We start from the raw sequence: 26,454 nt of genomic DNA on the forward strand, positions 1-26,454 counted from the left end.
CGGGCCTGAATTGAAAGCATTGCCGCATCCCCCGGTGCGGCGGAAAGAAGTACCGATTTCGATTTTTTAAAGCGAGGTAAATCAATGTCCGATCCAATCGTCGGCATCGTCATGGGCAGTCAGAGCGACTGGAACGTCATGCGCCACGCGGCGGAGCAGCTGCAAAGCTTCGGCGTGCCGTTCGAGACGCGCGTCGTGTCCGCGCACCGCACGCCGGACCTGTTGTTCAGCTACGCGGAAAGCGCCGAGGAACGCGGCCTGGCCTGCATCATCGCCGGCGCCGGCGGTGCCGCCCATTTGCCGGGCATGATCGCCGCCAAGACCATCGTGCCGGTGCTAGGCGTGCCGGTGCCTTCCGCCTACCTGAAGGGCATGGACTCCCTGTTGTCCATCGTGCAGATGCCCAAGGGCATACCCGTTGCGACATTCGCCATTGGTGAGGCCGGCGCCGCCAATGCCGGGCTGTTCGCCGCGGCGCTGCTGGCGCGCAACGACGGCTCGCTGGCCTCGGCCCTCAACGCCTTCCGCGCCAAGCAGCGCGACACGGTGCTGGCCATGTCCCTGCCGCCGGAGGAACAGGCATGATTTTGCCCGGCGCAACCTTAGGCATGTTGGGCGGCGGCCAGTTGGGCCGCATGTTCACCGTGGCGGCCCGCACCATGGGCTACCGGGTGATCGTGCTCGATCCCGATCCCAACAGCCCGGCCGGCAGCTTCGCCGACGAGCACCTGTGCCAGCCCTACGACGACCAGGAGGCCCTGGACTATATGGGCCGCGAGTGCGCGGCGGTCACCACCGAATTCGAGAACATCCCCGCCTCCAGCCTGGATCACCTGGGCGGCAGCTGCATCGTACGGCCGGGCCATGGCGCCATCGCCGTCACCCAGGACCGCATCCTGGAAAAAAACTTCCTGCGGGACAACGGCTTCGGCACGGCCAAAACCGTGGCGGTGCGCACGGCGGACGATCTGGCGGCGGCCTTCGCCGAAGTCGGTTCGCCGGCCCTGCTGAAAACCGCCCGCTTCGGCTACGACGGCAAAGGGCAACACCTGGGCCGCAGCCTGGAGGAGCTGGCCGAGGCCTATGAGCGGTTCGGCAACGTGCCCTGCGTGCTGGAAGAATTCCTGGATTTGGACAAGGAAATCTCCGTAGTCATCGGCCGCGGCGCCGACGGCCAAACCACCGCCTACGCCCCGGCGGAAAACCGCCACCGCAACGGCATCCTGGACGTCTCCATCGCCCCGGCCCGCATCGACCCGGCCACGGCGGAAAAAGCCTGCGCCATGGCCCAGGCCATCGGCACCCGGCTGGATTACTGCGGCGTGCTGGCGGTCGAGTTCTTCGTGCTGAAGGACGGCCACCTGCTGGTCAACGAAATCGCTCCCCGTCCCCACAACAGCGGCCACTACACCCTGGACGCCTGCTCCTGCTCCCAGTTCGAGCAGCAAGTGCGCACCCTGTGCGGCCTGCCCCTGGGCGACACCCGGCCGCTGCGCCCGTCGGTGATGGTCAACCTGCTGGGCGACGTGTGGCGCGAAGACGGCCCGCCGCCCTGGGAAACCATCCTCGGCCATCCCCGCGCCAAGCTGCACCTGTACGGCAAGCAGGAAGCCCGTGTCGGCCGCAAGATGGGCCATTACACCGTGCTGGGCGAAACCGTGGAGGAAGCCCTGACCGACGCCCTGGCGATCCGCGCGCAATTGCTGCCGGACAGCCCGTGAGCCTTCAGGCCGTCATCTTCGACGTGGACGGCACCCTGGCCGACACGGAGAGGGACGGCCACCGCGTCGCCTTCAACGCCGCTTTCCGCGAACTGGGCCTGGACTGGCAGTGGGACGAATCGACCTACGGCGAACTGCTGGAAACCGGCGGCGGCAAGGAGCGCGTCCTGCGCTACATCCAACGGGCCGGCCTGCCGGACGCTGCCCAGGACGGGCCGCAGGCCTTCGCCGCCAGCGTGCATGCCGTCAAGACCCGCCACTTCAAAGCCCTGCTGCAACACCCCGGCATCCCGCTGCGCCCCGGCGTGGCGCGCTTGCTGCGGGAGTTGCGCCAAGCCAGCGTGCGCTTGGCCATCGCCACCACTTCGGCGGAGGAGTCTGTCGTCGCCCTGCTGCAAGCCAACCTGGGCGAAGACGCCGCGAACGGATTCGACGTGATCGGCGCCGGGGACGTGGTGGCGGAAAAGAAGCCGGCGCCGGACATTTACCGCTGGGTGCAGGAAAGGCTGGGGCTGGACGCGGCCTGCTGCCTCGCCGTGGAAGACTCCAACCCCGGCCTGCGCGCCGCCACGGCGGCCGGCCTGAAAACCGTCGTCACCGTCAACGGCTACACCAGCCGCCAGGACTTCGCCGCCGCCACGGCGGTGCTGAGCGACCTGGGCGAACCGGAGCGGCCGTTCCGATTGCTGCGGGGCACGGCCCATGGTTACGGCCAGGTTTGCCCGGCGCTGCTGGAACGGTGGCTGGCCCAATGAAACGCGGCCTGTTCGTCACCGGCACCGACACCGGCGTGGGCAAAACCCGCGTCGCCGCGGCGCTGGCCCAATTACTCACCCAGCACGGCGCCACCGTGAGGCCGCGCAAGCCGGCGGAATCGGGCTGCCCCCGCAAGGACGGCCGGCTGTTCCCGCAGGACGCCGACGCCCTGCGACTGGCGGCCGGCGCCTTGGATCCCATAGAAACCGTCTGCCCCTATCCTTTCGAGCCGGCCATCGCCCCCGACCGGGCCGCGCGTCTGGCCGGCCGGCCGTTGACTATCGCCGCCCTGGCCGCGGCCTGCCGTGAAGGCGTGAAAGAAGGGGATTTTCTGCTGGTGGAAGGCGCCGGCGGCTTCTACTCGCCCCTGGCGGAGGACGGCCTCAACGCCGACCTCGCCGTGGCCCTGGGTTTGCCGGTGCTGCTGGTGGCGGCCGACCGGCTGGGCTGCATCAACCACACGTTGCTCTGCGTCGAGGCCATCAGCCGGCGCGGCCTGACGCTGGCCGGCGTGGCGCTGAACCGGACCGCGCCGGCCGCCGCCGGACTCGCCATGGACAACGCCGCCGACCTGGGCGCGCGCCTGGGCCGGCCGGTGCTAAACCTACCGTATCGGGAAGAAACGGCAGCTTGGCCGGAACTGGCGTCCCTGGCCGACCGCTGCCTATGAGCCCGCCGCGTCGGGGGCGGGAGCGGCCGGCGCGGCGTCCTGCGACTCGAAGCTGATTTCGATGTGCGCCTTACCCCACTGCGAATTGAACGGCATGATCAATTTCGGCCCTTTCGACTTGTGGATGATCCTGTGGGACAAGCCCGTCACCACCGTCGGCGTCGCCATGCCGAACTCATATCCTTTTTCAGCCAGAATGCGCTTGGCGCCGCCGGTCACCATATTGGTGATTTCCCCCACCATGTCGGTCACTTCGTCGTTCATGGATTTCGGCCGCTCGCCCACCATGCGGAACATGATTTCGTAAGCCAAATCCGCGTCGAAAGTAATCGACATGGAGCCCTTGCACTGGGGCCCCACCATGCCGATCAATCCGGAAACCGCGCCGCGGGCGCTGTCGTCGTTCTTCAAGCTGGGCTTGGCCGGCTGAAGCTGTAGATGCGCCATGGTCTCCAGCACGTTGGTCAGGGATACCAAAAACGGATTGATGAAATCGACATTCATGAATGCAATACAAGTTTTGTCTAATCAACGCGGGGATATTGTCACAAAAGCGCCGACGCGAGGACACCGCCTTGGGCAAAACCTTATACCTCCATCTCATACCGATCCATTCGCCAAGCGGGCCAACGCCGGAAACCGGCGCCCGCCTCCCTATCGCATCGCCAAACTGCTATACAGCGAATAAGCGCCGAACCGCATTTGGTGCGCCCGCCCCAATTTTTCCTGGGTGAAATCGATGGCGAATTGCTGTTTCAACTGCTTGCCGTCCCAGTGGAACAGTTTCAAGTATTGCTCGTCGTCCTTGCCCTTCTTGTCCCAATTGGCCAGCAGGGAGGAAGTGTAGTACAAGCGCTTGCCGTCCCAGCTGGAGGACACCATATTCACCTGGGCGCCGATGGTTTTTTCGAAGATCTGCTTGGGGTGGAAGGCGTCGGAAATGTCGAACAGGCGGGTCTTGCCGTCCATGAAAGTGTTCACCCACAGCCGGCTGTCGTCGTTGGAGATGGAGATGTCCACCGGCAGCGGCACGTCTTTGGGATTACCGATATCGGCCACCGCCTTGGCCTGCCATTCGCCCTTGCCGTCCTGGTGGATCAGCCAGATCTTCGAGGTGAGCGCGGTGGTGGTGAAGCAGTACTTGTGCTCCGGCTTCCAGGCGCAGCGCAGCTCCAGGGGCGCGCCGGGCACGTCGAACACTTTCTTCGGCTGGCGCGCCTGCAGGTCCCACACCACGGCGGTGTTGCCGAAGCGCTGCATGGCCTGCGGGTCTTGCAGCATCTTGCCGAAGTCCATCATGTAGTTGTTCCAGCCGGTGAACGACGAGGTGAACAGCGCGTTCAAACGCGGCAGGGCGCGCACGTCGTAGTTGTAGCCGTCGGCGTATTGGCCGGTTTTGACCGCGCCTTGCAGGTTGGCGTCGGTGGGCATCCAGTGGGTGGCGATGTACTCGCCTTCGTTGCTGTATTCCACCAGAGCAGTCTGGCCGCCGTGGTCCTTGTTGTTGGACAGGCCGGTGATCATCATGCGGCCGGGCAGGGCGTAGAAAGAGTGGGGGCCGACCACGCCGCCGCTGTCGGCGACGAAAGTGGTGATGGTGCGCGTGAGCTTGGGCTTGGACGGGTCGGAATGCACGTCGAAGACGAAGATCTTGTTGGTGTCCAAGCCGCCGGCCCAGAGGAAGCGGCGATCGTCGGTGAAGTCGGCGTGGTGGGCTTCGTTGCGTCCGCCCACGGACAGGGAGGCGATGACCTTGCCGTATTGCTTGGATTTGGGATTGACGTCCACCGTCACCAGCTTGTCCTGCTCGTCGCCCAGGCCTTCCACGCCCAGGGTCCAAACGTAGACGAAGTCCTCCTGGCCGGTGATTTTCGCCATGTAGGGCGAGGCGCAGGTTTCGTCGGCTTGCGCCGCCGCGTTGAGGCCTAGGGCCAAAGCGATGCCGGCGAGGCCGGGCAGGATGCGTTGCAGGGATTGCATAAGACCTCCGGGTATTGTTGTTGTCGGACGTAACGGTCAGGCGGATTCCGCCGTAGCGGGATCGATGACGGTGCGTATGGCGCGGATGCTGTCCACGGGAAAGCCGCCTTGGCTGGCGTGCTCGCGGATCAGCTCCTCGTTGGGCGCGATGTAGACGCAGTACACCTTGTCGTCGGTGACGTAGCTTTGCAGCCACTGGATAGCCGGTCCCAGCCCTTGCAGCACGCAGCAGGATTTCTGCGAAATGGCCTGCAGCTGCGCGGCGTCCAGCTGGCCTGCGCCGGGGATGGTGCGTTCGATGAGGTATTTGGGCATGGCGGCGGTTCCTCCGGTTAGGGGTGGGTAGTCGGACGGTCTTCGGCGGGCCGGAAATAGCCCTGCAACAAATGCCGGCAGCAATCCCGCAAGGGCTGCACGGACTGTTCGATCTTCATGCGCAACAAAGCGCCCTGCCAGGCGTCGGCGAGGAAATCGGCCATGGCCGCGGCGGGCAAGTCGGTGCGAAACCGGCCCTGCGCCTGGCCCCTGGCGATGCCTTCCGCCAGTTTGTCGCGGTAGCGGCCCAGGGCGGTTTTCAAGGCCTGGCGGCAGAGCTCGCTGGTGTCGCCGATTTCGCCGCTCAGGTTGCCGATCAAGCAGCCGCCCTTGAATTGGCGGCGTTCCAGCTCGGCGATCAGTTCCTGGAAATAGCCGTCCAGGGCCTCGGCCCCGCTCAGTTCGGGCCGCTGCAAATAGCCGTCCAGCAGCAGGATGAACGGCTCGATGTAATGGCCGATCACCGCCGCGCCGAACTCCTCCTTGCTGGCGAAGTAATAGTAAAACGAGCCTTTCGGCACCTGCACCGACGCCAGGATGTCCTGCAAGCCGCTGCCGTGGTAGCCGTATTCCGTGAGGAAAGCGACGCCCTGGTCCAACAGCTTGGCGCGGGTCAGTTCGCGAGGAGGAGTTTTAGCCATGGCGAGACTATACGACCGGTCTACTATTGTCGCAAGCGAATTTTTCCCGCAGCCTCGATGGACGCCGGGGAAATTCAGCCGCTAAGGTGAGCCAACCAAACCACCGGCCGCTCCGACAGGACGACCTTGCCCGCCGGCAGCGGGGTATCGGCGTTGGCGGCGATTTGCTCCAGCAGGGCGGCTTTGTCGGCCCCGGAGACGAGGAACAGGACGTGGCGGGCCTCGTTCAACAGGCGATAGGTCATGGTGAGCCGCAAAGGCGGCGGCTTGGGACTGTTGTGCACGGCGGCCACCAGCCCGCCGCCCACGTCGTCCATGCCGGGAAAAAGCGAGGCGGTATGGCCGTCCGGACCCATGCCCAGCGTCACCAAATCGAAACGGGGCGGCTGCGGGGCGAAGAAGTCCAGGACGCTCCGTTCGTAGGCCTCCGCGGATGCTTCGGGCGTGGTGATGGGCGTAGGGTGAACGTTTTGCGCGGGAATCGGTACGTGGCTCAGCAGCGTTTCCTCGGCGAGGCGGTAGTTGCTGTCGGCGTGGTCGTGAGGCACGAAGCGTTCGTCGGCGAAGAAGACATGGGTACGGCCCCAGTCGATCCGCTCGCGCCAAGGCGATTGCGCCAGCATGCGGTAAGTCGCCACCGGGGTATTGCCGCCGGACAAGGCCCAAGCGAAATAACCGTGGTCGGCCACCGCCGCCTCGGCGATGGCGGCGATGCGGCCGGCGGCTTCCGCAGCCATCGCCGCGGGCGTGGGGAGACGGATCACCTCCCCGTTCGCCGCGGTCACAGCAACTGCCTGTAGTAGTTGATGAGGCCGTTGGTGGAGCAATCGTGGCCGGTCGTGGGGGCGTCCTTCGCCATATCCGTCTGAATGGTGTTGGCCAGCTGCTTACCCAGCTCGACGCCCATTTGGTCGTAGGAGTTGATGTTCCAAATGGCGCCCTGGGTGAAGATCTTATGCTCGTACAACGCGATCAAGCTGCCCAGCGTACGGGGCGTGAGCTTGCGGTAGAGGAAGGAATTGGTGGGGCGGTTGCCCGGGAAAGTCTTGGCATGGGCCAGTTTTTCCAGCTGCTCGCCGCTATAGCCTTCTTTTTTCAATTCGGCGCGAGCCTGCTCCAGCGTCCGGCCGCGCATGAGGGCTTCCGGCTGGGCGAAGAAGTTGGACATGAGCGTGGGGTGGTGCGCACCCAAATGGCGATGGCTTTGCGCGCCGGCCAGGAAATCGCAAGGAATCAGCTTGGTGCCTTGATGGATGAGCTGGTAAAACGCGTGCTGGCCGTTGGCGCCGGGTTGGCCCCACAGGATCGGGCCGGTTTGGTGCCCCACGGGCTTGCCTTGCAAATCGACGCCCTTGCCGTTGCTTTCCATGTCCGCCTGCTGCAAATACGTGGGCAGATGGGCGAGGTGATGGTCATAGGGCAACACGGCGTGGGATTCCGCGCCGAAGAAGTTGTTGTACCAGATCCCCAGGAGGGCCATGAGCACCGGGATATTGCGCTCGAACGGCGCGGTGCGGAAGTGCTCGTCCACGGCGTGGGCGCCGTCCAGGATTTTCTCGAAACGCTCCATGCCGATGGCCAAGGCCACGGACAGGCCGATGGCTGAACACAGGGAGTAACGTCCGCCCACCCAGTCCCAGAATTCGAACATATTGTCCGGGTCGATGCCGAACTCCTGCACCAGCTTGGCGTTGGTGGAGATGGCGACGAAATGCTTGCTGATGGCCCCTTCGTCGCGGGCCTTGGCGAGAAACCATTGGCGCGCCGAGTGGGCGTTTATCATGGTTTCCTGGGTGGTGAAGGTTTTCGACGCCACCAGGAACAGGGTCGTTTCCTGGTCGCACTGATCCAGGGTATCCAGCAATTCCGACTCGTCCACATTGGAGACGAAGTGCGGCCGGAAATCGGATTTGATGTAGGGAGTGAGCGCCGTCACCGCCGTGTAAGGCCCCAAGTCCGAACCGCCGATGCCGATATTGACCACGTCGCGGATGCGCTTGCCGGTATAGCCGCGGCGAATGCCGATACGCACTTCCTCGCTGAACTGGCGCATCTGCTCCAGCACCCGATTGACGTCGGGCATGACGTCGCGGCCGTCCAGATAGATGGGACGGTTGGAGCGGTTGCGCAGGGCGATGTGCAATACCGCGCGGTTTTCCGTGGTGTTGATTTTTTGCCCGGAATACATGGCGCCGATTTTTTCCGCCAGGCCGGCTTGGCGGGCCAGGTCCAACAGCAGCGAAACCGTGGTTTCGTTGATGAGGTTCTTGGAATAGTCGAAGAGGATGTCTTCGAAATGCAGGGAGAACTTGTCGAAACGCTGCGGATCGGCCTCGAACCAATCGCGCATGTGTTGCTGGGAAATCTCTTTGTGATGCTCTTGCAGTGCGTGCCAGGCGGGCAGCGATGTAGCTTGCGGCATGATTCTATGTCTCCCGTCGAAAATGGCGGCCAGGGCCGTGGTTAAATCCTACTACATGCTCGACGACGCACAAACACTGGCGCGGAGCTAAAAAAAAGCCCGTCCCATGCGGGGCGGGCTTTGTTTCGGGCCGGGCCGGCTCTTAGTTGGAGACCGGCGTCAGGCCTTTTTTCTGGCTGGCGAAATAGGCGGCCAAGTCGGCGATGTCCTTGTCCGTCAAATCCTTCACCATGCCTTGCATGATGGGATTTTTGCGGGCGCCGCTCTGGTAATCCTTCATGGCCTTGATCAGGAAGCTTTCATACTGGCCGGCCAGGCGCGGGTTGCCGCCGTCCTTGCTGTTGCCGTCACTGCCGTGGCAGGAAGCGCAAACTTCCAGATTGGGATTCTTTTTGCCGGCGGCGACATCGCCTTTGACCGACACGGCGGGCGGCTTGCCCTTGAAGGCGGAAGCGTAAGCGGCCACGTCTTCCATATCCCGCTCGCTGATGCCCCCGGCGTTGCCGTTCATGCTGCCGTGCTTGCGCCCGCTGGCGGCATAGCTCTTGAGGGCGGAAACGATGTACTCGGCGTGCTGGCCGCCGAGACTGGGCACGTGATAGTTGGGAAAAGTGTTGCTGTAGCCGGGAATGCCGTGGCAGCCCACGCAAGTGTGGAATTTGGCCTTGCCGGCCTCGGCATTGCCGGCGGCTTGAACGTTGTGGGCGGCGGCGAAGCCGAGAGCGGCTGCCGTCAAAGTCCCCAGTATCTTGTGCTTCATATTGCGCTCCAGAAAATTGCGGATAAATCGTGCCGAGATGCATACCCGGCGGCGGGCTGCCTGAATAACCCCAAATTATGTATATCTTACCGCCTGGACGGCAATTGACAACCTTTGCCGACGGCGCGAAACGCGGCCTTAAAGCAATTCGAAACTGAAACCGCCGACGTCTTTGCCGGGATTGGCGATGGTCAAACGGACTTCCACGGCGGCGCCCGCCGCCATTTTTCCGCCGGCCGCGGACGGTTGCAAATAGTCTTGCGGATTGAATACGCGTTGCGCCATAGGGGCGCCGTTATATTGGCTCAGCGTGAGTTTCAGGCGCGGATAAGGCTGGGGCTGGTCGGCGTAGTTGGCCAACACGGCTCGGAATTCCAAGCCGTCCACGCCGTTGTGGGCCGGCGTAAGATCCCTTTCCACCACGCCGATTCGGCTGGTATCGCGGAACTCGCTGACCTGACAACCGAGCCGCGGACAAATTCGTTCCAGCCAGGGACGCAACCCGGGCTGCTGCTGCGCCCAGCGGTCGCTTTCGAAAAACAGCGCCTGGTAACACAAAACCAGCACGGCGACCGCAACGGCGAAGCCCCAAGGCGACGAACCGTCCCGGACGGAGCGGCCGCTATCGAAATGACGAAAGTGTTCGGAAAGATCCGGCTCTTCCTCGAGCGGTTCGGCCGCCCGGCGAGGCTCCGCGCGCAAGCCGACCAGCGGCGCGTCGGCACCCTCGGCGTCGCGATCGTCGTAGGCCGACGGCGCGGGACCTTCCGCCAGCGCGTCCAGGGCGCTAAAAATGATTTCGCAACGGCCGCACTCCACATTGCCGCTGCCGCCGCGCAATTCCTTCGCGTCGATGCGATAAAGGGTATGGCACTTGGGGCAGCGGATGTACATGGCGGGCTAGAGCGTGAGTTTGATGCCGCTGACCCTGGCCCAGCCGTCCTTGATCTCGACCGGATCGAGACGGAAGAGCGCCCGGTACGCCTCGCTCACCTGCTCGGCCTGTTCGGCCAGGAGGCCCGACAGCACGATGGAGCCGCCGGGCTTGCAGTGGGCGGCCAGCGTCGGCGCCAACTCCACCAGGGGATTGGCGAGGATATTGGCCAACACCACGTCGGCCCGGAAATCGGCCGGCAGCTGTTCGGGATAAAAGCAAGTCAACCGGCTCTCCACGCCGTTTTTGGCGGCGTTGTCCCGGCTGGCCAGCAGCGCTTGCGGATCGATGTCCACGCCGATGGCCGACTCGGCCCCCAGCAGCAACGCCGCCACAGCCAACACGCCCGAGCCGCAGCCGAAATCGAGCACCGTTTTGCCGGACAGCGCCTCGCCGTCCAGCCACTCCAAGCAAAGGGCCGTGGTGGCGTGAGTGCCGGTGCCGAAGGCCAGGCCGGGATCCAAGTCGACGCAGACGCCGCCGACGGCCTCCTCGGGCAGCTCCAGGGTGCTGGGGCAAATCCACAGGCGGCGGCCGAAGCGCATGGGCTTGAAGTGGTCCATCCAAGCCCTTTCCCAGGCGCGGTCTTCGACCTGTTCCTCGCTGACGCGCCGGGCATAGCCGGGCCCCAGCAGCGCCTGGAGTTCGGCCTTGATGGCGGCGGTGTCGAAATCGGCCTCGAACAGGGCCACCACGCGGGTGGCCTGCCAGACGGGGGTTTCGCCGGGCTTGGGTTCGTACAGGGGCTGGTCGGCGGCGTCCTCGAACGTGACCGATACGGCGCCGCGCTCGCTGAACCAGTCGGAAAGCCGGTCGGCGTCGTCGGCGTCGGTGACCACCGCCATTTGTTGCCAGGCCATGGGTTAGTGCTTCAAGCCCAACTTGGTTTCCAGATAATGGATGTTCTGGCTGCCGGCTTCGAAAGCCCCGTCGTGGAGGATGTTGAGCAACAACGGGATATTCACCTTGATGCCGTCCACCACCATCTCCGTCAACGCCGTGCGCATGCGGGCGATGGCGCTTTCGCGCGTCTCGCCGTGGGCGATGACCTTGCCGATCATGGAGTCGTAATAGGGCGGCACGCGGTAGCCGCTGTAGATGTGGGTTTCCACGCGGATGCCGGGACCGCCGGGCATGTGGAACAGCTCGATCAAGCCGGGAGACGGCATGAACGTATCCGGGTCCTCGGCGTTGATGCGGCATTCCATGGCGTGGCCGCGCATGACGATGTCCTCTTGCGTATAGGACAGCTTCTCGCCGGCGGCGATGCGCAACTGCTCCTTGACGATGTCCACGCCGGTGACCATTTCCGTGACCGGATGCTCCACCTGCACGCGGGTGTTCATTTCGATGAAGTAGAACTCGCCGTCCTGGTAGAGGAACTCGAAGGTGCCTGCGCCCAGATAGCCGATCTCCTTGCAGGCGTCCACGCAGCGCTGGCCCATCATGCGGCGCTGTTCCTCGGTGATGCCGGGGGCGGGGGCTTCCTCGATGACTTTCTGGTGGCGGCGCTGGGTGGAACAGTCACGCTCGCCCAGGTGGATGCAGTTGCCGTGGCTGTCGGCCAGCACCTGGAACTCGATGTGGCGCGGGTTCTCCAGGAATTTTTCCATGTACACCATGCTGTTGCCGAACGCGGCGCCGGCCTCGGCGCGGGTCATTTCGATGGCGTTCAGCAGCGCCGCTTCGGTGTGCACCACGCGCATGCCGCGCCCGCCGCCGCCGCCGGCGGCCTTGATGATGACAGGGAAGCCGATTTTGCGGCCCAGCTTGATGATTTCCTCGCCGTCGTCGCCCAGAGCGCCGTTGGAGCCGGGCAGGCAGGGAATGCCCGCTGCGCGCATGGCGTTGATGGCCGACACCTTGTCGCCCATCAGGCGGATGGTGTCCGGCTTGGGGCCGATGAAAATGAAGCCGCTCTGGATGACTTTCTCGCAAAAGTCGGCGTTTTCCGACAAAAAGCCGTAGCCGGGATGGATGGCCACAGCGTCGGTGACTTCCGCCGCGCTGATGATGGCGGGGATGTTGAGATAGCTGTCGCGCGAAGAGGCGGGGCCGATGCACACCGACTCGTCCGCCAAGCGCACGTGTTTCAAATCCCGATCGGCTTCCGAATGAACAGCGACCGCACTGATCCCCAGTTCGCGGCAGGCGCGCAGAATGCGCAGGGCGATCTCGCCCCGATTGGCGATGACGACTTTACCGAGCATGATGAATCGTTCCCGTGGCAGTGGATGGCAGGGCGGTTATTCGATGATGAACAGCGGCTGGTTGTATTCCACCGGCTGCCCGTTTTCCACCAGGATGCGCTTGACCACGCCGGACTTGTCCGACTCGATCTGGTTGAGGATCTTCATGGCCTCGATGATGCACAGCGTGTCGCCGGCCTTCACCGACTGGCCCACTTCCACGAACGGCTTGGAGTCCGGCGACGCCGCGCGATAGAACGTGCCCACCATGGGCGACTTTACCGCGTGGCCGCTGATCGCTTCCTCGGCCGGCGCGGCGGCTGCCGCAGCGGGGGCCGCCGCCGGCTGCGGCGCGGCCATCACGGGAGCGGCCATGGCCACCGGTGCCAGTTGCGCGGAATAACGGTTGATGCGGACCGATTCCTCGCCCTCGCGGATTTCGATCTCGGCGATGTCGGATTCTTCAATCAGTTCGATCAGCTTTTTTATTTTTCTAATGTCCATGGTGTGCTCTCTCAGTAATGCTCTTCATGGCCGCCTGCAAGGCGATTTCATATCCGAACGCGCCGAAGCCGCAAATGACGCCTAGCGCGATGTCGGACAGGTAGGAATGGCGGCGGAACGGTTCACGGGCGTGCACATTGGAAAGATGCACCTCGATGAACGGAACGCGCGTCGCCAGGAATGCGTCGCGAATGGCGATGCTGGTATGGGTGTATGCGCCGGGATTGATGAGGATAAAGTCCACTTGATCGCGGAAGGCTTGGTGAATGCGGTCGATGAGGGCATGCTCGGCGTTGCTTTGGAAAAACGCCAGTTCGGCGCCTTGCTTCGCGCCGCAATCGGCCAAATGCCGCTCGATATCGGCCAGGGTCTGGCTGCCGTAAATACCGGGTTCACGCACCCCGAGCAGGTTCAGGTTGGGGCCGTTGATTACCAGAATGCTCGCCATGCCTTACAGCCGTTCAGGTGGTTATCGTTATGTCTAATCCGCTGCGGCGCTATTTTGCCCAACGGCCGTTATCTTGTCCAGTTTGCGGGCAAAAGTAGGCAGTTTTTGGGACGTTTGCGTCGGTTTAAGGCGTAAACGCCCCGATGCGGCTCGCGCGAGCCGCCGCCCGGCGCCGATTACTTGGCGCGCGCCTCGCCCCGCTCGGCGACGAGCATCGGCGCCAAGGCCTTTTCGGCTTCTTCTTGGGTGATGGCGCCGGGGTGGCGCAGCACCGCCAGGCCGTTGCGGTCGAAAATCACCGTGTAAGGCAGCACGCCGAAGCGGTTGCCCAAGCGCTCCATGAGAGCTATGCCCTGCTCGGGCGCCAACAGGGACGGGTAGGCCAAAGGCACGGTCGCCTGGAATTGGCCGACCGCCTCGGGCTCGTCGATGGCGATGCCGACGATTTGCAGCCCCTGGCCTCCGTACTGCTGCTGCAGGCGGTTGAGGACGGGAATCTCCTCGCGGCAGGGCTCGCACCACGTGGCCCAGAAGTTGACCAGCACCAGCTTGCCCGGCCAGCCGTCCAACCGCTGCGGACGGCCGTCCAAATCGATCAACTCCGCCGCAGGGAGAACGACCGGCGCTTCCTGGCGCGGCGTCGCCAATCGCTGCTGGAAAAACACGCCGGCGCCGAGGGCCAGCAGCCCGGCCAAAACCGGTAAAGCCGCCGCGTGGCGGGAAAAGCGAAGCTTACGGAAAATACCTTCGAGCACGGCTTATAGCACCTGTTTCAGGTGTTGCAGAAAGCGCTCGGCGTCCATGTAGCCGATGACGCGAAAGGACGATCTTTCCCGCCCGTCCGCGCCGAAGAACAGGGTAGCCGGCGGGCCGATCAGGCCATAGCGCTTGAGCAGGCCGTCGGATTCGTCCGAGCTGGCCGTCACGTCCGCCTGCAACAGCACGGCATTGGCCAAAGCCTGCCGCACGCGGGGATCGGCAAAAGTGTACCGGTCCATCTCCTTGCAGGAGATGCACCAGTCGGCGTAGTAATCCAGCATCACCGGCCGGCCCTGCGCCTTGGCCTCAGCCAGCTTACGGTCCAGTTCCGCCGGGGAAGTCACTTTTTGGAAAGGCAGCGCCTGTTGGGCCGGCCCCGCCGCCTGGACGTTGCCGGGAGCCAGCACGCGCAAGGGCTGCAACGGGTCGCGGCTGTCGGAAGCGACGCCGATCAGCAACAAGATGCCGTAAGTGAGCATCATCAAGCCCAAGCCCTTCCACAAGCGGCGCCAGCCGGAAGCCTCCGCGTCCAAGTGGTCCAGCGCGCCCATGAACACCGCCGGCACGATGAGCAGCAATGCCCAGGCGGTCATGCTCAGCGCCGAGGGCAGCACCCGCTCCAGCAGCCACACGGCCACGGCCAGCAAGCCCACGCCGAACACCGCCTTGGTGGCGTGCATCCAGTGGCCGGCCTTCGGCAGCATCTTGCCGGCGGACGCGCCGATGATCAGCAACGGAATCCCCGCGCCGAAGCCCATGGAAAACAATGCGATGCCGCCCAGCACCGCATCGCCGGTCTGGCCGATGTAGATCAGCGCGCCGGCCAAGGGCGCCGCCACGCAGGGCCCGACGATGAGGGTGGAGAGAAACCCCATGACCGCGGCGCCTGCCGCCGAACCGCTTTTTTGATGGCGATTGGCGCGATCCAGGCGCGTCTGGAGGGACGAGGGCAGCTGCAATTCGTAAAAACCGAACATGGACAACGCCAAACCGACGAACACCAGGGCGAAGATCACCAGCACCCAGGTCTGCTGGAACCAATTTTGCAGATTGGCGCCGAACAATCCGGCCAGCACGCCGAACAGGGTGTAAGTAAGAGCCGAGGCCAGCACATAGATGAGGGACAGGCTGAAAGCGCGGCGGGTGGTGAGATGGTGGCCGTGGCCGACGATGAGGCCGGACAGGATCGGAATCATGGGAAAACAGCAGGGAGTGAAGGACAGCAGCAAGCCGAAACCGAGGAAGCTGACGATGGTCAGCCACAAGGAGTCGCCGCGCAGCGCCTGGGCGACGCGATCCTGCTCCGATTGCGCGGCCGGCGCGATCGGCTTGACCGATGCCCCGACCGCCGGCAGCTCCAGCGTCAGCGCTTGTTTCATGGGCGGATAACACACGCCCCGGTCGGCGCAGCCCTGGAAACGGGCTTTAAGGTGGACGGTGGCGGGGCCTTGCGTTTCGCGCAGCAGTGGCAAATCGAACGCCACCTGGTTGTGAAACACCTCCACTCGGCCGAAGGCCTCGTCTTCCTTGGGATCGCCATGGGGCGGCACGATCTCGCCCAGGCGCACGCCGGGGCTATCGGCCAATTCGAACTTGAACTTTTCCCGGTACAGGTAGTAGCCGTCGGCGATGCGCCAGCTCACGGCGATGGTGTTGGCGTCCTTGACCTCCGCCAGGAATTGGAACGCCTGCTCGGCGGGCAGCAACTCGCTTTGGCCGCCGCCGGCCAAGCCCAGATTTTTGAACGCGTCGCCCAGCTTGTTTAACGGCGCGCCGCCGGCGTCGGCGGCCGTGGCATCGAGCCCGGCGCAAACGGTTAACAGTAAGAAAATCAGGATTCGAAACGAAGACATGCGCTTACCCATTGCAAATAGTCGGTGGCTCCCGCCGCGATGGGCAGGGCGATGATTTCCGGCACCTCGTAAGGGTGGCGTCCCTTAATGTGCTCTTGCAGGGCCGCATAGGCCCGCTTTTCAGTTTTGATCAGCAGCAGCAGCTCGGCGCCGCGCTCGACGTTTCCCTCCCAGCGGTAAACCGACTCCACGCCGGGCAGGATATTGACGCAGGCGGCCAAACGCTCGCGCACCAGGCTTTCGGCCAAGCCGTCGGCACTGGGCCGGTCCGGGCAGGTACAGAGCACCAGGTAGTAATCGTCGGTCATGGGAGGATGCCGGGCTAGGGTATAATCCGCCTATTCTATCCAGCGTGCCCCTGCCATGAACATCTTCCGTATCGCTCTTATCGCCCTGCTGTCCGTGCCGGTGGTGGAAATATTCCTGCTGGTGCAGGCCGGCGGGCTGATCGGCGTGTTCCCCACCGTGCTGCTGGTGATCGGCACCGGCGTTTGGGGCGCCTATCTGTTCCACACCGAGGGACTGGCGACTTGGCTGCGTTTGCAAAATACCCTGGCGCGCGGCGAGCTGCCCACCATGGAACTGGTGGAGGGGCCGCTGGTGCTGGTGGGGGGCATTCTGCTGCTAACGCCGGGGTTCCTCACCGACATCGCCGGCTTGGTCTGCCTGATGCCGCAAAGCCGCCGCTGGCTGGCGAATTACGTGCTAGCGCGGGGCTGGCTGAAGGAAGCCATGGCCGGCGCATGGCGGCCGTCGTCGAAAGGCGATGTGATCGAAGGGGAATACCGCAAGGAAGGCGATTAAGCCCGCCATGGCATATCCCTATGCCATGGACTTGGAGCGAGACTGAACATTTTTCAGTAAAGCGCGACGGGGAAGCCGGCTTTATTTTTTCTCGTCCAGCGTGTTCTGCTCCAGGGCGGAATAAGCCGGGCACCAACGGACATAGGCGGAAGCCACCAGGCCGCAGCCGATGACCAACAGAAACACGTTGCCCAGGAACAGCGAAATCAACAACGCCGCGCAGCCGGCGCCGTAGCGGATCTGCTGATCGCGGCTACCGACGTTGACTTCATACTTTATCTTTTTATAGTCGAATTTCTTGATGTCGAACGACTTGAGATCGAAAGCCATAATTTACTCCTCATGCTGGGTTAGCCTCCCGATTGTGCAGCCGCAGCCCCAATTGCGCAAGCCTGTTCCGATAAGATAGGGTTTATGGATATTACCGAACTCGTCGATTCCTTAAACCCCGCCCAGCGGGAAGCCGTCACCGCCCCCCAAGGCGCCGCCCTCGTTCTGGCCGGCGCGGGCAGCGGCAAGACACGCGTACTCGTGCACCGCATCGCCTGGCTGATCCGGGTGGAAGGCGTATCGCCTCACAGCCTGCTGTCGGTGACCTTCACCAACAAAGCCGCCGGCGAAATGCGCAGCCGGGTGGAAAGCCTGCTGCAACTGCCCGCCGCCGGCCTGTGGATCGGCACGTTCCACGGTTTGGCCCATCGATTGTTGCGCCGCCACTGGCGCGAAGCCGGCTTGCCCGAAGGCTTCCAGATCCTCGATACGGACGACCAGCTGCGCCTGGTCAAGCGCCTGATGAAGTCCATGGAAATCGACGACTCCCGTTGGCCGCCCAAGCAGGCGCTGTGGTTCATCAACGCGCAAAAGGACGAAGGCCGCCGCGCCGGCCATTTGGGCGACAGCTACGATCCGTTCCAAAAACAGATGCAGCGCATCTACCAGGCTTACGAGGAAGCCTGCCAACGGGCCGGCCTGGTGGATTTCGCCGAGCTGCTGCTGCGCTGCCACGAAATCCTGCGCGACCAGCCGGACCTCTTGGCCCACTACCGCGAGCGTTTCCGCCACGTGCTGGTGGACGAGTTCCAGGACACCAACACCATCCAGTACGCCTGGCTGCGCTTGCTCACCGAAGGCCAGAACAACCTATTCGTGGTGGGCGACGACGACCAGTCCATCTATGGCTGGCGCGGCGCCAAGGTGGAGAACATCCAGCGCTTCCAGAAAGACCACCCGCGCCACAGCCTGGTGCGGCTGGAGCAAAACTACCGCTCCACGGGCAACATCCTGGCCGCCGCCAACGCCCTCATCGCCAACAACGAAGGCCGCTTGGGCAAGACCCTGTGGACCGAGGACGGCAAGGGCGAACCCATTTCCCTCTACGCCGCCTTCAACGAGCAGGACGAAGCCTATTTCGTCATCGACCGCATCCGCCAGTGGGTGGCGGAAGGCGGCCGGCGCAGCGACGCGGCCATCCTCTACCGCTCCAACGCCCAGTCGCGCCTCTTCGAAGAACGGTTGATGATGCAGGGCATCCCCTACCGGGTCTACGGCGGCTTGCGCTTCTTCGAGCGCGCCGAAATCAAGAACGCCCTGGCCTATTTGCGCCTGATCGCCAACCGCAGCGACGATCCCTCCTTCGAACGGGTCATCAACCTGCCGGTTCGCGGCATCGGCGAACGCACGGTGGACTTGATCCGCGACCAGGCACGTCAGGAGCAAAGCAGTTTGTGGCAGGCCGCCCAAGGCCTATGCGAACGGGGCGAACTGCCCGGCCGCGCCCGCAACGCGGTACAGGGCTTTTTGAACTTGATCGAGGAACTGGCCGCCGCCTGCCACGGCGACCGCTTGGCCGATCAAGCGCATTTCGTCATCCACCGCAGCGGCCTGATCGAGCACCATAAAAAAGAAAAGGACCAAGGCGAAACCCGGCTGGAAAACCTGGAAGAACTCATCAGCGCCTGCCGCCAGTTCGTGCCGGAAGACCCCAACCTGGCGGAACTGGACCAGTTCCTCGCCCATGCGGCGCTGGAGGCCGGCGACAACCAAGCCAACTCCGGCGACGACGCCGTGCAACTCATGACCCTGCATTCGGCCAAGGGCCTGGAATTCCCGCTGGTGTTCATGGTCGGCATGGAAGAAGGGCTGTTTCCCAGCCAACAATCCTTCGAGGACCCGGCCCGCCTGGAGGAAGAGCGCCGTCTGGCCTACGTGGGCGTCACCCGCGCCCGCAAGCGGCTGGTGATGAGCCATGCCGAACAGCGCCGCTGGTACGGTAAAGACCTCTATCCCCACCCCTCCCGTTTCGTGCGGGAAATCCCCCCCGAGCACGTGCAGGAAGTGCGCATGGGCAGCACCAGCGCTCGCCCCCTGGCGCAACCGGCCGCGCCCGCCAACATCGCCAGGGAAACCGCCGCCAGCGCCGGCTTGAAACTGGGCCAGCGCGTCAACCACGCCAAATTCGGCGAGGGCGTGGTGCTGCAAGTGGAAGGCGACGGCGCGCAAGCCCGCGTGCAGGTGAACTTCCGCGATGCCGGCACCAAATGGTTGATGCTGGCTTACGCCAACTTGCAAACGGCGTGAAGGCCTGGCGCGGTTAGCGCCCCCGGGGATGATGAAATCAGCCGCAGCGGCCAGTCCGCTGAAAAACTTTGCCGCGTGATAAATGAATTCGATTAGCGCCAACCAACGCTCGATCTGGAGCATGGGCCTGTTGTGGACGCTGCTGCTGGCGGCGTCCCTGTTCCTCAATATCCTGCAACAAGACCGGGAAGTGCTGCGCATCGCCCGCATTCAAGCCCAGGCCTTCATCGACAAGGACATAGAGCTACGCCTTTGGGCTTCGTCGCACGGCGGCGTGTATGTGCGCACCGGTCCGGAAACCCAGCCCAACCCCTACCTGGACGTCGCTCAGCGCGACGTCGTCACGACCGACGGCCTCCGCCTCACCCTGATGAACCCGGCGTACATCACCCGCGAAGTGCACAGCCGCTTCACGGAGAAATACGGCGTATACGGCCACATGACCGCGCTGAAACTGAAAAATCCCGCCAATGCCCCGGACGCCTGGGAGCGAAAGGCTCTGGAAGGCTTCGACGCGGGCAATCTCAGCGATGTGTCCACGGTCTATTCCCTGGCGGGAAAGTCCTACCTGCGCTTGATGAAGCCCTTGCTGATGGAAGAATCCTGCCAGACCTGCCATGCCTGGACCCGCATTCCCGTGGGCGGCGTCCGTGGCGGCATCAACGCCTCTGTGCCCTTGGAGCCCCTGCGGGAAGGCGAGGGCACCCTCGTGCTTTACATCGGCCTTTCCCACGGCGTGATGTGGCTGATCGGCATCCTGGCGATCGGCGGCGTCTCGCGGCGCGTCAGCCGCATGCGGGTCGCGCACGATATCGCCGAGGCCCGCAACCGCGAACTGTACGAGCAAGCGACCCACGACGCGCTCACCGGCCTGTTCAACCGCCGTTATATGGAAGAAGCGCTGACCCGCCAAATTCATCGGGCCCACCGCGTGGACGCGCCGCTGTCGCTGGTGATGATCGATATCGACCACTTCAAACGCTTCAACGACGAACACGGACACGACGCCGGGGATGAAGTGCTGCGGCAAGTCGGCCGGTCGATCAGGGAAAACGTGAGAACCAGCGACATCGTCTGCCGTTACGGCGGCGAGGAACTGGCCGTCATCATCCCCGGCGCCGGGGCGAAGGAGGCGTTTCTGCGCATGGACAAGCTGCGTGAAGCCGTAAGCGCCGTGCCCCTGAGCAACCGGGACGGGGAAGCGCTGCCGCCGGTGACGGTTTCCATCGGCGTGGCCGAACTGGCGGAGGACTCCGACGACTCGTCGGAGCTGCTCAAACGCGCCGACCTAGCCCTGTACCGCGCCAAAGCGGCGGGACGCAACCGGGTGGTGACGGCGGAGGAGAGCCCGCCGGAGGCGCTTGCGCAGCCGGAGCAGGCCTAGCGCCTCGCCCCAAACGGACTACTGCCCGCTCACGCTGTCGATGGCGCTGCCGCTGTTGGTTTGGGCTGGAGCGGGCGCTGGCGCTGGCGCCGGCATAGGTGTCAGAGCCGATGCTTGGCTGGCCGCCTTGCACTGCTCGATTTTCTTTTCCAACTCATCGATTCTGGCGGTGTACGTGCCGCCGATTTGGTAGAGGATGTGGATGACGACACCCTCGGCCACCCCGATCGACCAAACAAAAAACAGCGCCACCACGAAAATCAGCAATTCCTTGGTGCTCATGGATCGCGATGTGGGTGGCTGTCCCTCGCCGTGCCCGCCGGCTTCCGCCGATGGGCGGCCGTGATGTTCCGCGTGGGGCGCCGGATGCGGCGCGGCGTGTGCCGCCGGCGCGTGTGTCGTCGTACTGTTAGGGCTCATGGCGGATATCCCAAGTTTTTGTGGGACCGATATTACATCGCTATGTTTTCCTTGGGGAGCCTAAGGCGCCGCGCGTTTCCCGCGCGAGGGGAAATCGGCCTGGCGAGGCGCGGCGTTGCCCCGTCGCCTGGACGCTATACGCCGAATCCGGCAGAATGCCGCGCGATTTGCGGCGGGCAAGCCCCAGCCGGCGTTTGGCGAATCGCGGGACAAAAAAAACTCCGAAGCTAAAGAGGGAGAGAGCTTCGGAGTCGCAAAGCCGGCAGAGTGCCGGTTTTAGGTAGCCACTCCAAGGGGGATGGTGAGGAGTGGCTTGCGCCGGTCCCGGCGCACGTTGAATCAGACCGCTAACCAGCGCAATGGTTCCGACCGGAGAAAAGTTTCTTTCCATAGGGGCGACCGCCCCAACAGCCATTGAGGAGGACACCGTCGTGACCATTCGAGCTTTCGGCGACAAACGGCCCAGCCTGGGTCAGCTGAATTATGTGGACGACAGCGCCGTGGTGATCGGCGACGTGCACTTGGGCAACCATGTGTCCATTTGGCCCACCGCCGTGGTGCGGGGCGACGTGGAGCGCATCGACATCGGCGAGGCCACCAACATCCAAGACGGCAGCGTGCTGCACGTCAGCCACCACAGCCCCTATTCCAACGGCAGCTATCCGCTGAAAATCGGCCGCGGCGTCACCGTCGGCCACAAAGCCGTGCTGCACGGCTGCACCGTGGGCGACTACTGCCTGATCGGCATCGGCGCCTTGGTGATGGACGGCGCGGTGATCGAAGACGAAGTGATGCTGGGCGCCGGCGCGCTGGTGCCGCCGGGCAAGCGCTTGGAAAGCGGCCATTTATACGTCGGCGCGCCGGCCAGGCAGGCACGGCCCCTGAAGGAAGAGGAAAAACAGTTTTTGCGCTATTCGGCCCAGCACTACGTGCACCTGAAGGACGAACACCTGAAGCACCAGGGCTCGGCGTCTTAAAACCCCCGCTCCTCGCTCAGCAGGCGAATCACCGGCGCGGTGTCGGGCCGCACGCCGCGCCAGATGAAAAACGCTTCGGCCGCCTGCTCCACCAGCATGCCCAGGCCGTCGGCGCTGACCGCCGCCCCATGCGCCCGGCCCCACAGGACGAACGCCGTCGGGCTGGTGCCGTAAGCCAGATCGTAGCAAGCGCCGCCCGGCGCCAATATGTCTTCCGGCAGGGGCGGCAAGTCGCCCTGCAGGCTGGCCGCGGTGGCGTTGAGAATGATGTCGAACCGCCGTCCGGCCAGATCGGCGAATCCGCAGGCGGACACCGCTCCCAGCTCGGTGAATTCGCCGGCCAGCTGCTCTCCCTTGTCCACCGTGCGGTTGGCGATCACCAGGCTGTGGGGCCGCTCCGCCAAGAGGGGCTGCAAGATGCCGCGGCTGGCGCCGCCCGCGCCCAGCAGCAGCACGCGCTTGCCGGCCAAGTCCAGGCCGAGATTGCCGCACAAATCGCGCACCAAGCCCACGCCGTCGGTGTTGTCGCCGGACAAGCTGCCGTCCGCTTCCCGCTTCAAGGTGTTGACCGCCTTGGCGCGCCGGGCGCGCTCGCTGCAACGGTCGGCGCGGCGCCAAGCCAGCTCCTTCAGGGGGATGGTGCAATTCAGTCCCTGCCCGCCCTGGCGCAGGAAGCCGTCCAATGCGCCGTCGAAGTCTTCCGCCGGCACGTCCAGGGCGGAATACTCCAAATCCTGGCCGGTTTGCCGGGCGAACAGGCCGTGGATGCGCGGCGACTTACTGTGGCCGATGGGATGGCCGAATACGGCGTAACGGTCGGGTTGTTTCATAGTCGGGGCGGAAATCGGTTGGCTACGGCAAGCGGCCCAGGCGGCGCTTTTCCCAATACAGCGTCCCCGCAACGACGATGACGCCGGCGACGATGAGCAAGGGCATGAAGTTTTTCACCACGGTGGCCACCACCGCCGTGATGGCCAGGTAGATGCCGGCCAGGCTGTAACGCCAGCCGATGCGGATGCCGTCGAGGAAAGTGGCAAGGGCCAAAATCAGCAAAATCACCAAGCCTGCGGTTTCCGTGCCCATGCGACCGGCTTGCAGCATGACGAACACGCCCAGCACGGTGACCAGGGAGCCGAGCCAGTGCAGGCATTGCTGGAACAGGAGGTCCTTGAGCAATTGCCCGCGCACATGGCCCTTTACCTTGGCTTGTCCCCAGGCGGAAATCATGGCGGCGATGCCGAACACGAAAATCATGATCAGCCAGTACATGAAGGACTCCTGCGGCGCGAAGTGAGTGAACCCCACCCCCAGCAGGCACATGACGATCAGAACGATCAATACGATCTCGTCGACGGCGACGCCCAGCGGAACGTCGCCCTTGGCCGTGTTGCCCGGTTCGCTCATGGTTTCCTCCTCGTCAATTTACGGATTCCGCTGAAATTGTCGGTTAAGACGTCGGCCGGTCAGGGCTGCTCCCGCAGCCAGCGCGCCACGTCCTTGGCGAAATAGGTCAAGACGCCGTCGGCGCCGGCGCGCTTGAAGGCCAGCAAAGACTCCAGCACCGTTTTGCGCTCGTCCAGCCACCCATTCTGCGCAGCGGCCTTCAGCATGGCGTATTCGCCGCTGACCTGATAAACGAAGGTAGGCATGCCGTACTGCTGTTTGACCCGGTAGACGATATCCAAATAGGGCATGCCCGGCTTGACCATGACCATGTCGGCGCCTTCGGCGATGTCCAACGCCACTTCCCGCAGGGCTTCGTCGGAATTGGCCGGATCCATCTGATAGCTGTATTTGTTGCCCCCGCCCAAATTGGCGGCGGACCCCACCGCATCGCGGAACGGGCCGTAAAAACTGGAAGCGTATTTGGCGGAATAAGCCAGAATGCGCGTGTTGACGTGGCCGGCCTGTTCCAACGCCCGGCGAATGGCGCCGACGCGGCCGTCCATCATGTCCGAGGGCGCGACCACGTCGGCGCCGGCCTCGGCGTGGGACAGCGCTTGCTTGACCAGCACTTCCACCGTGGCATCGTTGAGCACATAGCCGTCGGCGTCGATCAAACCGTCTTGGCCGTGGGTGGTGAAAGGATCCAACGCCACGTCGGTGATGACGCCCAACTCCGGCAGGGCCTTTTTCAAGGCACGCACGGCCCGTTGCGCCAAGCCGTCGGGATTGAAGGCCTCGCGGCCGTCCTCGCTTTTGCCCTCCGGCGCAGTCACGGGGAACAAAGCGACGGCCGGGACGCCCAGCCGGTGCGCCTCCTCCGCCTCGCGCAGCAGCAAATCGATGCTCAGGCGCTCGACACCGGGCATGGAACCAACCGCTTCGCGGCGATTCTCGCCCTCCAGCACGAACAAGGGATAGATCAAGTCGTCGGCGGATAGCGCGTTTTCCCGCATCAAACGCCTGCTGAAAGCGTCCCGACGCATGCGGCGCGGGCGAATAGCCGGGTAACTCATGGTATTATTTAGGGTGTCTTGCATAATGTTGGGGCGCTGTTGTCATGGGCCATATTGTACCTAGTCGGTGCAATCGACAAGATAGTGGTTTATCGCATGCCTCCAGGTTATGATAAAAGCAACGAATTTCGCCACAGGAGTACGCAAGAAATGAAGCTGAACCGCCCCCTGACAATCGCTTTCTGGCGGTTGCTGTTGTGCCTGATGCTGGGCCTTAGCCTGTCCGCGGCGCAAGCGGACCAGTTGCTGGCACCGCAGTTGGTGATCCAGGATACCTCCGACACGCTGCAAAAAAACCTGCAGCAGGACGAGTACAAGCAGGACTTCCTCAAGGCTACCCAGTTCGTCGATAAAACCATCGACCCGCACGTGGATTTCAACCGGGTATCCGCCCTGGTGTTGGGCAAGTATTGGAAAACCGCCAACGACGCCCAGAAAGAGCGCTTCCGGCAGGAATTCAAAACGCTGCTGGTTCGCACCTACGCCACGGCATTCACCGAATACGCCGATTGGACCATCCGCTACCTGCCCCTGAAGATGGAGCCGGAAGAAGACAAGGTGGTGGTGAAAACCGAAATTCTCCAGCCCGGCGCGGCGCCGACGGCGGTGGACTACCGCATGGCCAACGTGGGCGGCGAGTGGAAGGTCTACGACATCCTCATCGAGGGCGTCAGCCTGTTGCAAAACTACCGCACCAGCTTCGGCCAGGAAATCGCCCAAAGCGGCAGCCTGGACGGCGTCATCAACCGTCTGGCCGAACGCAACAGCGCAGCGCTGAAGCAGCCGACCAAGGAAGCCATCAAAGGCTGATAGCGGCAGGCGAAAGCCGCTTCCGCAAAAAGAATTCGGGGCGCCTAGGCGCCCCGATTTTTTTATAGGCCCAGCCAGTTGCGCGGCTTGAGGTAGTTGTCGTAGAGGTTCGCTTCCGGAGTGCCGGGTTCCGGTTTCCAGTTGTAGCGCCAATGGGCCACCGGCGGCAGGGACATGAGGATGGACTCGGTGCGCCCTCCCGATTGCAGGCCGAAGATGGTGCCCCGGTCGTAAATCAGGTTGAATTCCACGTAGCGGCCGCGGCGGTAGAGCTGGAATTCCCGCTCCCGTTCGCCGTAGGGTGTGTTTTTGCGTTTCTGCACGATGGGCAGGTAGGCGGGGATGTAATGGTCGCCCACGCTGCGCTGGAAGGCGAAGCTGCGCTCGAAGCCCCACTCGTTGAGATCGTCGAAGAACAAGCCGCCCACGCCGCGGGTTTCGTTGCGGTGCTTGAGGAAGAAATACTCGTCGCACCACTGCTTGAAGCGGGGATAGACATCGTCGCCAAAGTCCTTGCAGGCGTCCCGCGACGCGTTATGCCAGTGCAGCACGTCTTCCTCGAAAGGATAATAAGGGGTCAGGTCGAAGCCGCCGCCGAACCACCACACCGGCGCCTCCCCTTCCTTTTCCGCCAGGAAAAAGCGCACATTGGCGTGGGAAGTGGGCACGTAGGGATTGCGCGGATGGATCACCAGGGACACGCCCACCGCCTGGAACGAGCGGCCTGCCAGCTCGGGACGGTGCTGGGTGGCGGCGGCGGGCAGGTTCTTGCCGATTACATGGGAAAAATTGACGCCGCCTTGCTCGAAGGTTTGGCCACCGGATAATACCCGCGTGCGGCCACCACCGCCGCCCTCGTATTGCCACAACTCCTCCAGGAAACGAGCTTCCGGCTCTTCCCCTTCCAGGGAACGACAAATATTGTCCTGCAATTGCAGCAGATAGGCTTTGACGGCTTCGATATCGGGGGCGTTCATGGCGCAATACCTTGTAGTTTTTGTGGCGAATTTCCTGTTGGTATAAAAACACAAAGCCGCCCGCTTGCAAAGAAGGGACTAAGCCGGCTCAGGC

General features: G+C 63.7%; 30 protein-coding genes. 9 read left to right on the forward strand and 21 right to left on the reverse strand.

Features of this window, described 5'->3' with window-relative positions; translation table 11 throughout:
* Positions 1–84: 84 nt before the first annotated feature.
* Genes purE through bioD form a run of 4 tightly spaced genes read left to right on the forward strand, consistent with a single transcriptional unit; the run spans position 85 to position 3,147 of the window.
* Positions 85–585: a 5-(carboxyamino)imidazole ribonucleotide mutase gene (gene purE / locus K5607_RS16005; protein ID WP_221047605.1), complete on the forward strand. Its 501-nt coding sequence runs from the start codon at positions 85–87 to the stop codon at positions 583–585.
* Complete coding sequence (locus tag K5607_RS16010; RefSeq protein WP_221047606.1) at positions 582–1,721, forward strand: 5-(carboxyamino)imidazole ribonucleotide synthase; 1,140 nt, start codon at positions 582–584, stop codon at positions 1,719–1,721. The genes purE and K5607_RS16010 overlap by 4 nt, the downstream gene beginning before the upstream one ends.
* Positions 1,718–2,476, forward strand: coding sequence for an HAD-IA family hydrolase (locus tag K5607_RS16015; RefSeq protein WP_221047607.1), 759 nt, complete (start codon positions 1,718–1,720; stop codon positions 2,474–2,476). The genes K5607_RS16010 and K5607_RS16015 overlap by 4 nt, the downstream gene beginning before the upstream one ends.
* Complete coding sequence (bioD, locus tag K5607_RS16020; protein ID WP_221047608.1) at positions 2,473–3,147, forward strand: dethiobiotin synthase; 675 nt, start codon at positions 2,473–2,475, stop codon at positions 3,145–3,147. Before K5607_RS16015 ends, bioD begins: the two co-directional genes overlap by 4 nt.
* Here the strand turns inward: bioD and K5607_RS16025 are convergent.
* The 15 genes from K5607_RS16025 to cutA all read right to left on the reverse strand — a co-directional run bounded on the left by K5607_RS16025 (position 3,142) and on the right by cutA (position 16,260).
* Positions 3,142–3,651 carry a chemotaxis protein CheX gene (locus K5607_RS16025; protein WP_221047609.1) on the reverse strand — a complete coding sequence of 170 codons (510 nt, stop codon included), beginning with the start codon at positions 3,649–3,651 and terminating at the stop codon, positions 3,142–3,144. The genes bioD and K5607_RS16025 overlap by 6 nt on opposite strands.
* A 150-nt stretch (positions 3,652–3,801) precedes the next feature.
* On the reverse strand, positions 3,802–5,127 hold the full coding sequence (mtoX, locus tag K5607_RS16030) for a methanethiol oxidase (protein WP_221047610.1): 1,326 nt from the start codon (positions 5,125–5,127) through the stop codon (positions 3,802–3,804).
* A gap of 36 nt (positions 5,128–5,163) precedes the next feature.
* Positions 5,164–5,442 carry a DUF4242 domain-containing protein gene (locus tag K5607_RS16035; RefSeq protein WP_221047611.1) on the reverse strand — a complete coding sequence of 93 codons (279 nt, stop codon included), beginning with the start codon at positions 5,440–5,442 and terminating at the stop codon, positions 5,164–5,166.
* Between the two features lie 17 nt (positions 5,443–5,459).
* Positions 5,460–6,083, reverse strand: coding sequence for a TetR/AcrR family transcriptional regulator (locus tag K5607_RS16040; protein WP_221047612.1), 624 nt, complete (start codon positions 6,081–6,083; stop codon positions 5,460–5,462).
* A 74-nt stretch (positions 6,084–6,157) separates the two neighbouring features.
* A complete protein-coding gene (gene pgl, locus K5607_RS16045; protein ID WP_221047613.1) occupies positions 6,158–6,868 on the reverse strand; it encodes a 6-phosphogluconolactonase in 711 nt (236 codons plus the stop codon).
* Positions 6,865–8,505 (reverse strand): glucose-6-phosphate isomerase, encoded by a 1,641-nt coding sequence (gene pgi, locus K5607_RS16050; protein ID WP_054774510.1) that lies wholly within the window; start codon positions 8,503–8,505, stop codon positions 6,865–6,867. The genes pgl and pgi overlap by 4 nt, the downstream gene beginning before the upstream one ends.
* A gap of 142 nt (positions 8,506–8,647) precedes the next feature.
* Positions 8,648–9,265 (reverse strand): c-type cytochrome, encoded by a 618-nt coding sequence (locus K5607_RS16055; protein ID WP_054774509.1) that lies wholly within the window; start codon positions 9,263–9,265, stop codon positions 8,648–8,650.
* A gap of 138 nt (positions 9,266–9,403) precedes the next feature.
* Positions 9,404–10,159, reverse strand: coding sequence for a zinc-ribbon and DUF3426 domain-containing protein (locus tag K5607_RS16060; RefSeq protein ID WP_221048965.1), 756 nt, complete (start codon positions 10,157–10,159; stop codon positions 9,404–9,406).
* Positions 10,160–10,165: 6 nt separating this feature from the next.
* The gene (prmA, locus tag K5607_RS16065; RefSeq protein WP_221047614.1) at positions 10,166–11,059 is read right to left on the reverse strand and encodes a 50S ribosomal protein L11 methyltransferase; all 894 of its coding nucleotides are present in this window, start codon (positions 11,057–11,059) and stop codon (positions 10,166–10,168) included.
* Positions 11,060–11,062: 3 nt separating this feature from the next.
* Positions 11,063–12,409, reverse strand: coding sequence for an acetyl-CoA carboxylase biotin carboxylase subunit (gene accC, locus K5607_RS16070; protein ID WP_221047615.1), 1,347 nt, complete (start codon positions 12,407–12,409; stop codon positions 11,063–11,065).
* 36 nt (positions 12,410–12,445) lie between these two features.
* On the reverse strand, positions 12,446–12,892 hold the full coding sequence (gene accB, locus K5607_RS16075; RefSeq protein ID WP_221047616.1) for an acetyl-CoA carboxylase biotin carboxyl carrier protein: 447 nt from the start codon (positions 12,890–12,892) through the stop codon (positions 12,446–12,448).
* Complete coding sequence (gene aroQ / locus K5607_RS16080; protein WP_054773838.1) at positions 12,882–13,340, reverse strand: type II 3-dehydroquinate dehydratase; 459 nt, start codon at positions 13,338–13,340, stop codon at positions 12,882–12,884. Before aroQ ends, accB begins: the two co-directional genes overlap by 11 nt.
* Before the next feature lie 176 nt (positions 13,341–13,516).
* Positions 13,517–14,095: a TlpA family protein disulfide reductase gene (locus K5607_RS16085; protein WP_054773839.1), complete on the reverse strand. Its 579-nt coding sequence runs from the start codon at positions 14,093–14,095 to the stop codon at positions 13,517–13,519.
* Positions 14,096–14,098: 3 nt separating this feature from the next.
* On the reverse strand, positions 14,099–15,952 hold the full coding sequence (locus K5607_RS16090) for a protein-disulfide reductase DsbD (RefSeq protein WP_246598897.1): 1,854 nt from the start codon (positions 15,950–15,952) through the stop codon (positions 14,099–14,101).
* Positions 15,931–16,260 carry a divalent-cation tolerance protein CutA gene (gene cutA / locus K5607_RS16095; RefSeq protein ID WP_054773843.1) on the reverse strand — a complete coding sequence of 110 codons (330 nt, stop codon included), beginning with the start codon at positions 16,258–16,260 and terminating at the stop codon, positions 15,931–15,933. The genes K5607_RS16090 and cutA overlap by 22 nt, the downstream gene beginning before the upstream one ends.
* 55 nt (positions 16,261–16,315) lie before the next feature.
* On the opposite strand from cutA, the gene K5607_RS16100 reads away from it, so the two are divergent.
* Positions 16,316–16,756: an FxsA family protein gene (locus K5607_RS16100; protein ID WP_221047618.1), complete on the forward strand. Its 441-nt coding sequence runs from the start codon at positions 16,316–16,318 to the stop codon at positions 16,754–16,756.
* An 81-nt stretch (positions 16,757–16,837) separates the two neighbouring features.
* On the opposite strand, the gene K5607_RS16105 is transcribed toward K5607_RS16100, so the two are convergent.
* Complete coding sequence (locus K5607_RS16105; protein ID WP_054773845.1) at positions 16,838–17,086, reverse strand: YgaP family membrane protein; 249 nt, start codon at positions 17,084–17,086, stop codon at positions 16,838–16,840.
* An 84-nt stretch (positions 17,087–17,170) separates the two neighbouring features.
* On the opposite strand from K5607_RS16105, the gene uvrD reads away from it, so the two are divergent.
* Both uvrD and K5607_RS16115 read left to right on the forward strand, forming a co-directional pair.
* Positions 17,171–19,333: a DNA helicase II gene (gene uvrD, locus K5607_RS16110; RefSeq protein ID WP_221047619.1), complete on the forward strand. Its 2,163-nt coding sequence runs from the start codon at positions 17,171–17,173 to the stop codon at positions 19,331–19,333.
* A gap of 82 nt (positions 19,334–19,415) precedes the next feature.
* Complete coding sequence (locus tag K5607_RS16115) at positions 19,416–20,717, forward strand: diguanylate cyclase (protein WP_221047620.1); 1,302 nt, start codon at positions 19,416–19,418, stop codon at positions 20,715–20,717.
* Positions 20,718–20,735: 18 nt separating this feature from the next.
* Here the strand turns inward: K5607_RS16115 and K5607_RS16120 are convergent, their stop codons facing one another.
* Positions 20,736–20,999 (reverse strand): hypothetical protein, encoded by a 264-nt coding sequence (locus tag K5607_RS16120; protein WP_054774433.1) that lies wholly within the window; start codon positions 20,997–20,999, stop codon positions 20,736–20,738.
* A 569-nt stretch (positions 21,000–21,568) separates the two neighbouring features.
* On the opposite strand from K5607_RS16120, the gene K5607_RS16125 reads away from it, so the two are divergent.
* Positions 21,569–22,114 carry a gamma carbonic anhydrase family protein gene (locus K5607_RS16125; protein WP_221047621.1) on the forward strand — a complete coding sequence of 182 codons (546 nt, stop codon included), beginning with the start codon at positions 21,569–21,571 and terminating at the stop codon, positions 22,112–22,114.
* Here the strand turns inward: K5607_RS16125 and aroE are convergent.
* The 3 genes from aroE to hemB are packed head-to-tail and all read right to left on the reverse strand — an operon-like array spanning position 22,111 to position 24,573.
* Entirely contained in the window at positions 22,111–22,944 is an 834-nt protein-coding gene (gene aroE, locus K5607_RS16130) for a shikimate dehydrogenase (protein ID WP_221047622.1), read from the reverse strand. The genes K5607_RS16125 and aroE overlap by 4 nt on opposite strands.
* Before the next feature lie 22 nt (positions 22,945–22,966).
* Entirely contained in the window at positions 22,967–23,518 is a 552-nt protein-coding gene (locus tag K5607_RS16135) for a hypothetical protein (RefSeq protein WP_054774165.1), read from the reverse strand.
* 59 nt (positions 23,519–23,577) lie between these two features.
* Positions 23,578–24,573, reverse strand: coding sequence for a porphobilinogen synthase (hemB, locus tag K5607_RS16140; RefSeq protein ID WP_221047623.1), 996 nt, complete (start codon positions 24,571–24,573; stop codon positions 23,578–23,580).
* Positions 24,574–24,723: 150 nt separating this feature from the next.
* Here hemB and K5607_RS16145 point away from each other — a divergent pair, with 150 nt between their 5' ends.
* Positions 24,724–25,383 (forward strand): MlaC/ttg2D family ABC transporter substrate-binding protein, encoded by a 660-nt coding sequence (locus tag K5607_RS16145; RefSeq protein WP_246598898.1) that lies wholly within the window; start codon positions 24,724–24,726, stop codon positions 25,381–25,383.
* A 62-nt stretch (positions 25,384–25,445) separates the two neighbouring features.
* On the opposite strand, the gene hemF is transcribed toward K5607_RS16145, so the two are convergent.
* Positions 25,446–26,360 carry an oxygen-dependent coproporphyrinogen oxidase gene (gene hemF, locus K5607_RS16150; protein WP_221047624.1) on the reverse strand — a complete coding sequence of 305 codons (915 nt, stop codon included), beginning with the start codon at positions 26,358–26,360 and terminating at the stop codon, positions 25,446–25,448.
* Between the last annotated feature and the right edge of the window lie 94 nt (positions 26,361–26,454).

Origin of the sequence: Methylogaea oryzae (assembly GCF_019669985.1) — a bacterium.
In the GTDB taxonomy this organism is placed as follows: domain Bacteria; phylum Pseudomonadota; class Gammaproteobacteria; order Methylococcales; family Methylococcaceae; genus Methylogaea; species Methylogaea oryzae.

What these genes read in the sequence shown, in the direction of transcription:
- purE (WP_221047605.1), top strand. Translation starts at nt 85, where the DNA reads ATGTCCGATCCAATCGTCGGCATCGTCATGGGCAGTCAGAGCGACTGG.
- K5607_RS16010 (WP_221047606.1), top strand. Translation starts at nt 582, where the DNA reads ATGATTTTGCCCGGCGCAACCTTAGGCATGTTGGGCGGCGGCCAGTTG.
- bioD (WP_221047608.1), top strand. Translation starts at nt 2,473, where the DNA reads ATGAAACGCGGCCTGTTCGTCACCGGCACCGACACCGGCGTGGGCAAA.
- K5607_RS16025 (WP_221047609.1), bottom strand. Translation starts at nt 3,651, where the DNA reads ATGAATGTCGATTTCATCAATCCGTTTTTGGTATCCCTGACCAACGTG.
- mtoX (WP_221047610.1), bottom strand. Translation starts at nt 5,127, where the DNA reads ATGCAATCCCTGCAACGCATCCTGCCCGGCCTCGCCGGCATCGCTTTG.
- K5607_RS16035 (WP_221047611.1), bottom strand. Translation starts at nt 5,442, where the DNA reads ATGCCCAAATACCTCATCGAACGCACCATCCCCGGCGCAGGCCAGCTG.
- K5607_RS16040 (WP_221047612.1), bottom strand. Translation starts at nt 6,083, where the DNA reads ATGGCTAAAACTCCTCCTCGCGAACTGACCCGCGCCAAGCTGTTGGAC.
- pgi (WP_054774510.1), bottom strand. Translation starts at nt 8,505, where the DNA reads ATGCCGCAAGCTACATCGCTGCCCGCCTGGCACGCACTGCAAGAGCAT.
- K5607_RS16055 (WP_054774509.1), bottom strand. Translation starts at nt 9,265, where the DNA reads ATGAAGCACAAGATACTGGGGACTTTGACGGCAGCCGCTCTCGGCTTC.
- K5607_RS16060 (WP_221048965.1), bottom strand. Translation starts at nt 10,159, where the DNA reads ATGTACATCCGCTGCCCCAAGTGCCATACCCTTTATCGCATCGACGCG.
- prmA (WP_221047614.1), bottom strand. Translation starts at nt 11,059, where the DNA reads ATGGCCTGGCAACAAATGGCGGTGGTCACCGACGCCGACGACGCCGAC.
- accC (WP_221047615.1), bottom strand. Translation starts at nt 12,409, where the DNA reads ATGCTCGGTAAAGTCGTCATCGCCAATCGGGGCGAGATCGCCCTGCGC.
- accB (WP_221047616.1), bottom strand. Translation starts at nt 12,892, where the DNA reads ATGGACATTAGAAAAATAAAAAAGCTGATCGAACTGATTGAAGAATCC.
- aroQ (WP_054773838.1), bottom strand. Translation starts at nt 13,340, where the DNA reads ATGGCGAGCATTCTGGTAATCAACGGCCCCAACCTGAACCTGCTCGGG.
- K5607_RS16090 (WP_246598897.1), bottom strand. Translation starts at nt 15,952, where the DNA reads ATGTCTTCGTTTCGAATCCTGATTTTCTTACTGTTAACCGTTTGCGCC.
- cutA (WP_054773843.1), bottom strand. Translation starts at nt 16,260, where the DNA reads ATGACCGACGATTACTACCTGGTGCTCTGTACCTGCCCGGACCGGCCC.
- K5607_RS16100 (WP_221047618.1), top strand. Translation starts at nt 16,316, where the DNA reads ATGAACATCTTCCGTATCGCTCTTATCGCCCTGCTGTCCGTGCCGGTG.
- K5607_RS16105 (WP_054773845.1), bottom strand. Translation starts at nt 17,086, where the DNA reads ATGGCTTTCGATCTCAAGTCGTTCGACATCAAGAAATTCGACTATAAA.
- uvrD (WP_221047619.1), top strand. Translation starts at nt 17,171, where the DNA reads ATGGATATTACCGAACTCGTCGATTCCTTAAACCCCGCCCAGCGGGAA.
- K5607_RS16115 (WP_221047620.1), top strand. Translation starts at nt 19,416, where the DNA reads ATGAATTCGATTAGCGCCAACCAACGCTCGATCTGGAGCATGGGCCTG.
- K5607_RS16120 (WP_054774433.1), bottom strand. Translation starts at nt 20,999, where the DNA reads ATGAGCACCAAGGAATTGCTGATTTTCGTGGTGGCGCTGTTTTTTGTT.
- aroE (WP_221047622.1), bottom strand. Translation starts at nt 22,944, where the DNA reads ATGAAACAACCCGACCGTTACGCCGTATTCGGCCATCCCATCGGCCAC.
- K5607_RS16135 (WP_054774165.1), bottom strand. Translation starts at nt 23,518, where the DNA reads ATGAGCGAACCGGGCAACACGGCCAAGGGCGACGTTCCGCTGGGCGTC.
- hemB (WP_221047623.1), bottom strand. Translation starts at nt 24,573, where the DNA reads ATGAGTTACCCGGCTATTCGCCCGCGCCGCATGCGTCGGGACGCTTTC.
- K5607_RS16145 (WP_246598898.1), top strand. Translation starts at nt 24,724, where the DNA reads ATGAAGCTGAACCGCCCCCTGACAATCGCTTTCTGGCGGTTGCTGTTG.
- hemF (WP_221047624.1), bottom strand. Translation starts at nt 26,360, where the DNA reads ATGAACGCCCCCGATATCGAAGCCGTCAAAGCCTATCTGCTGCAATTG.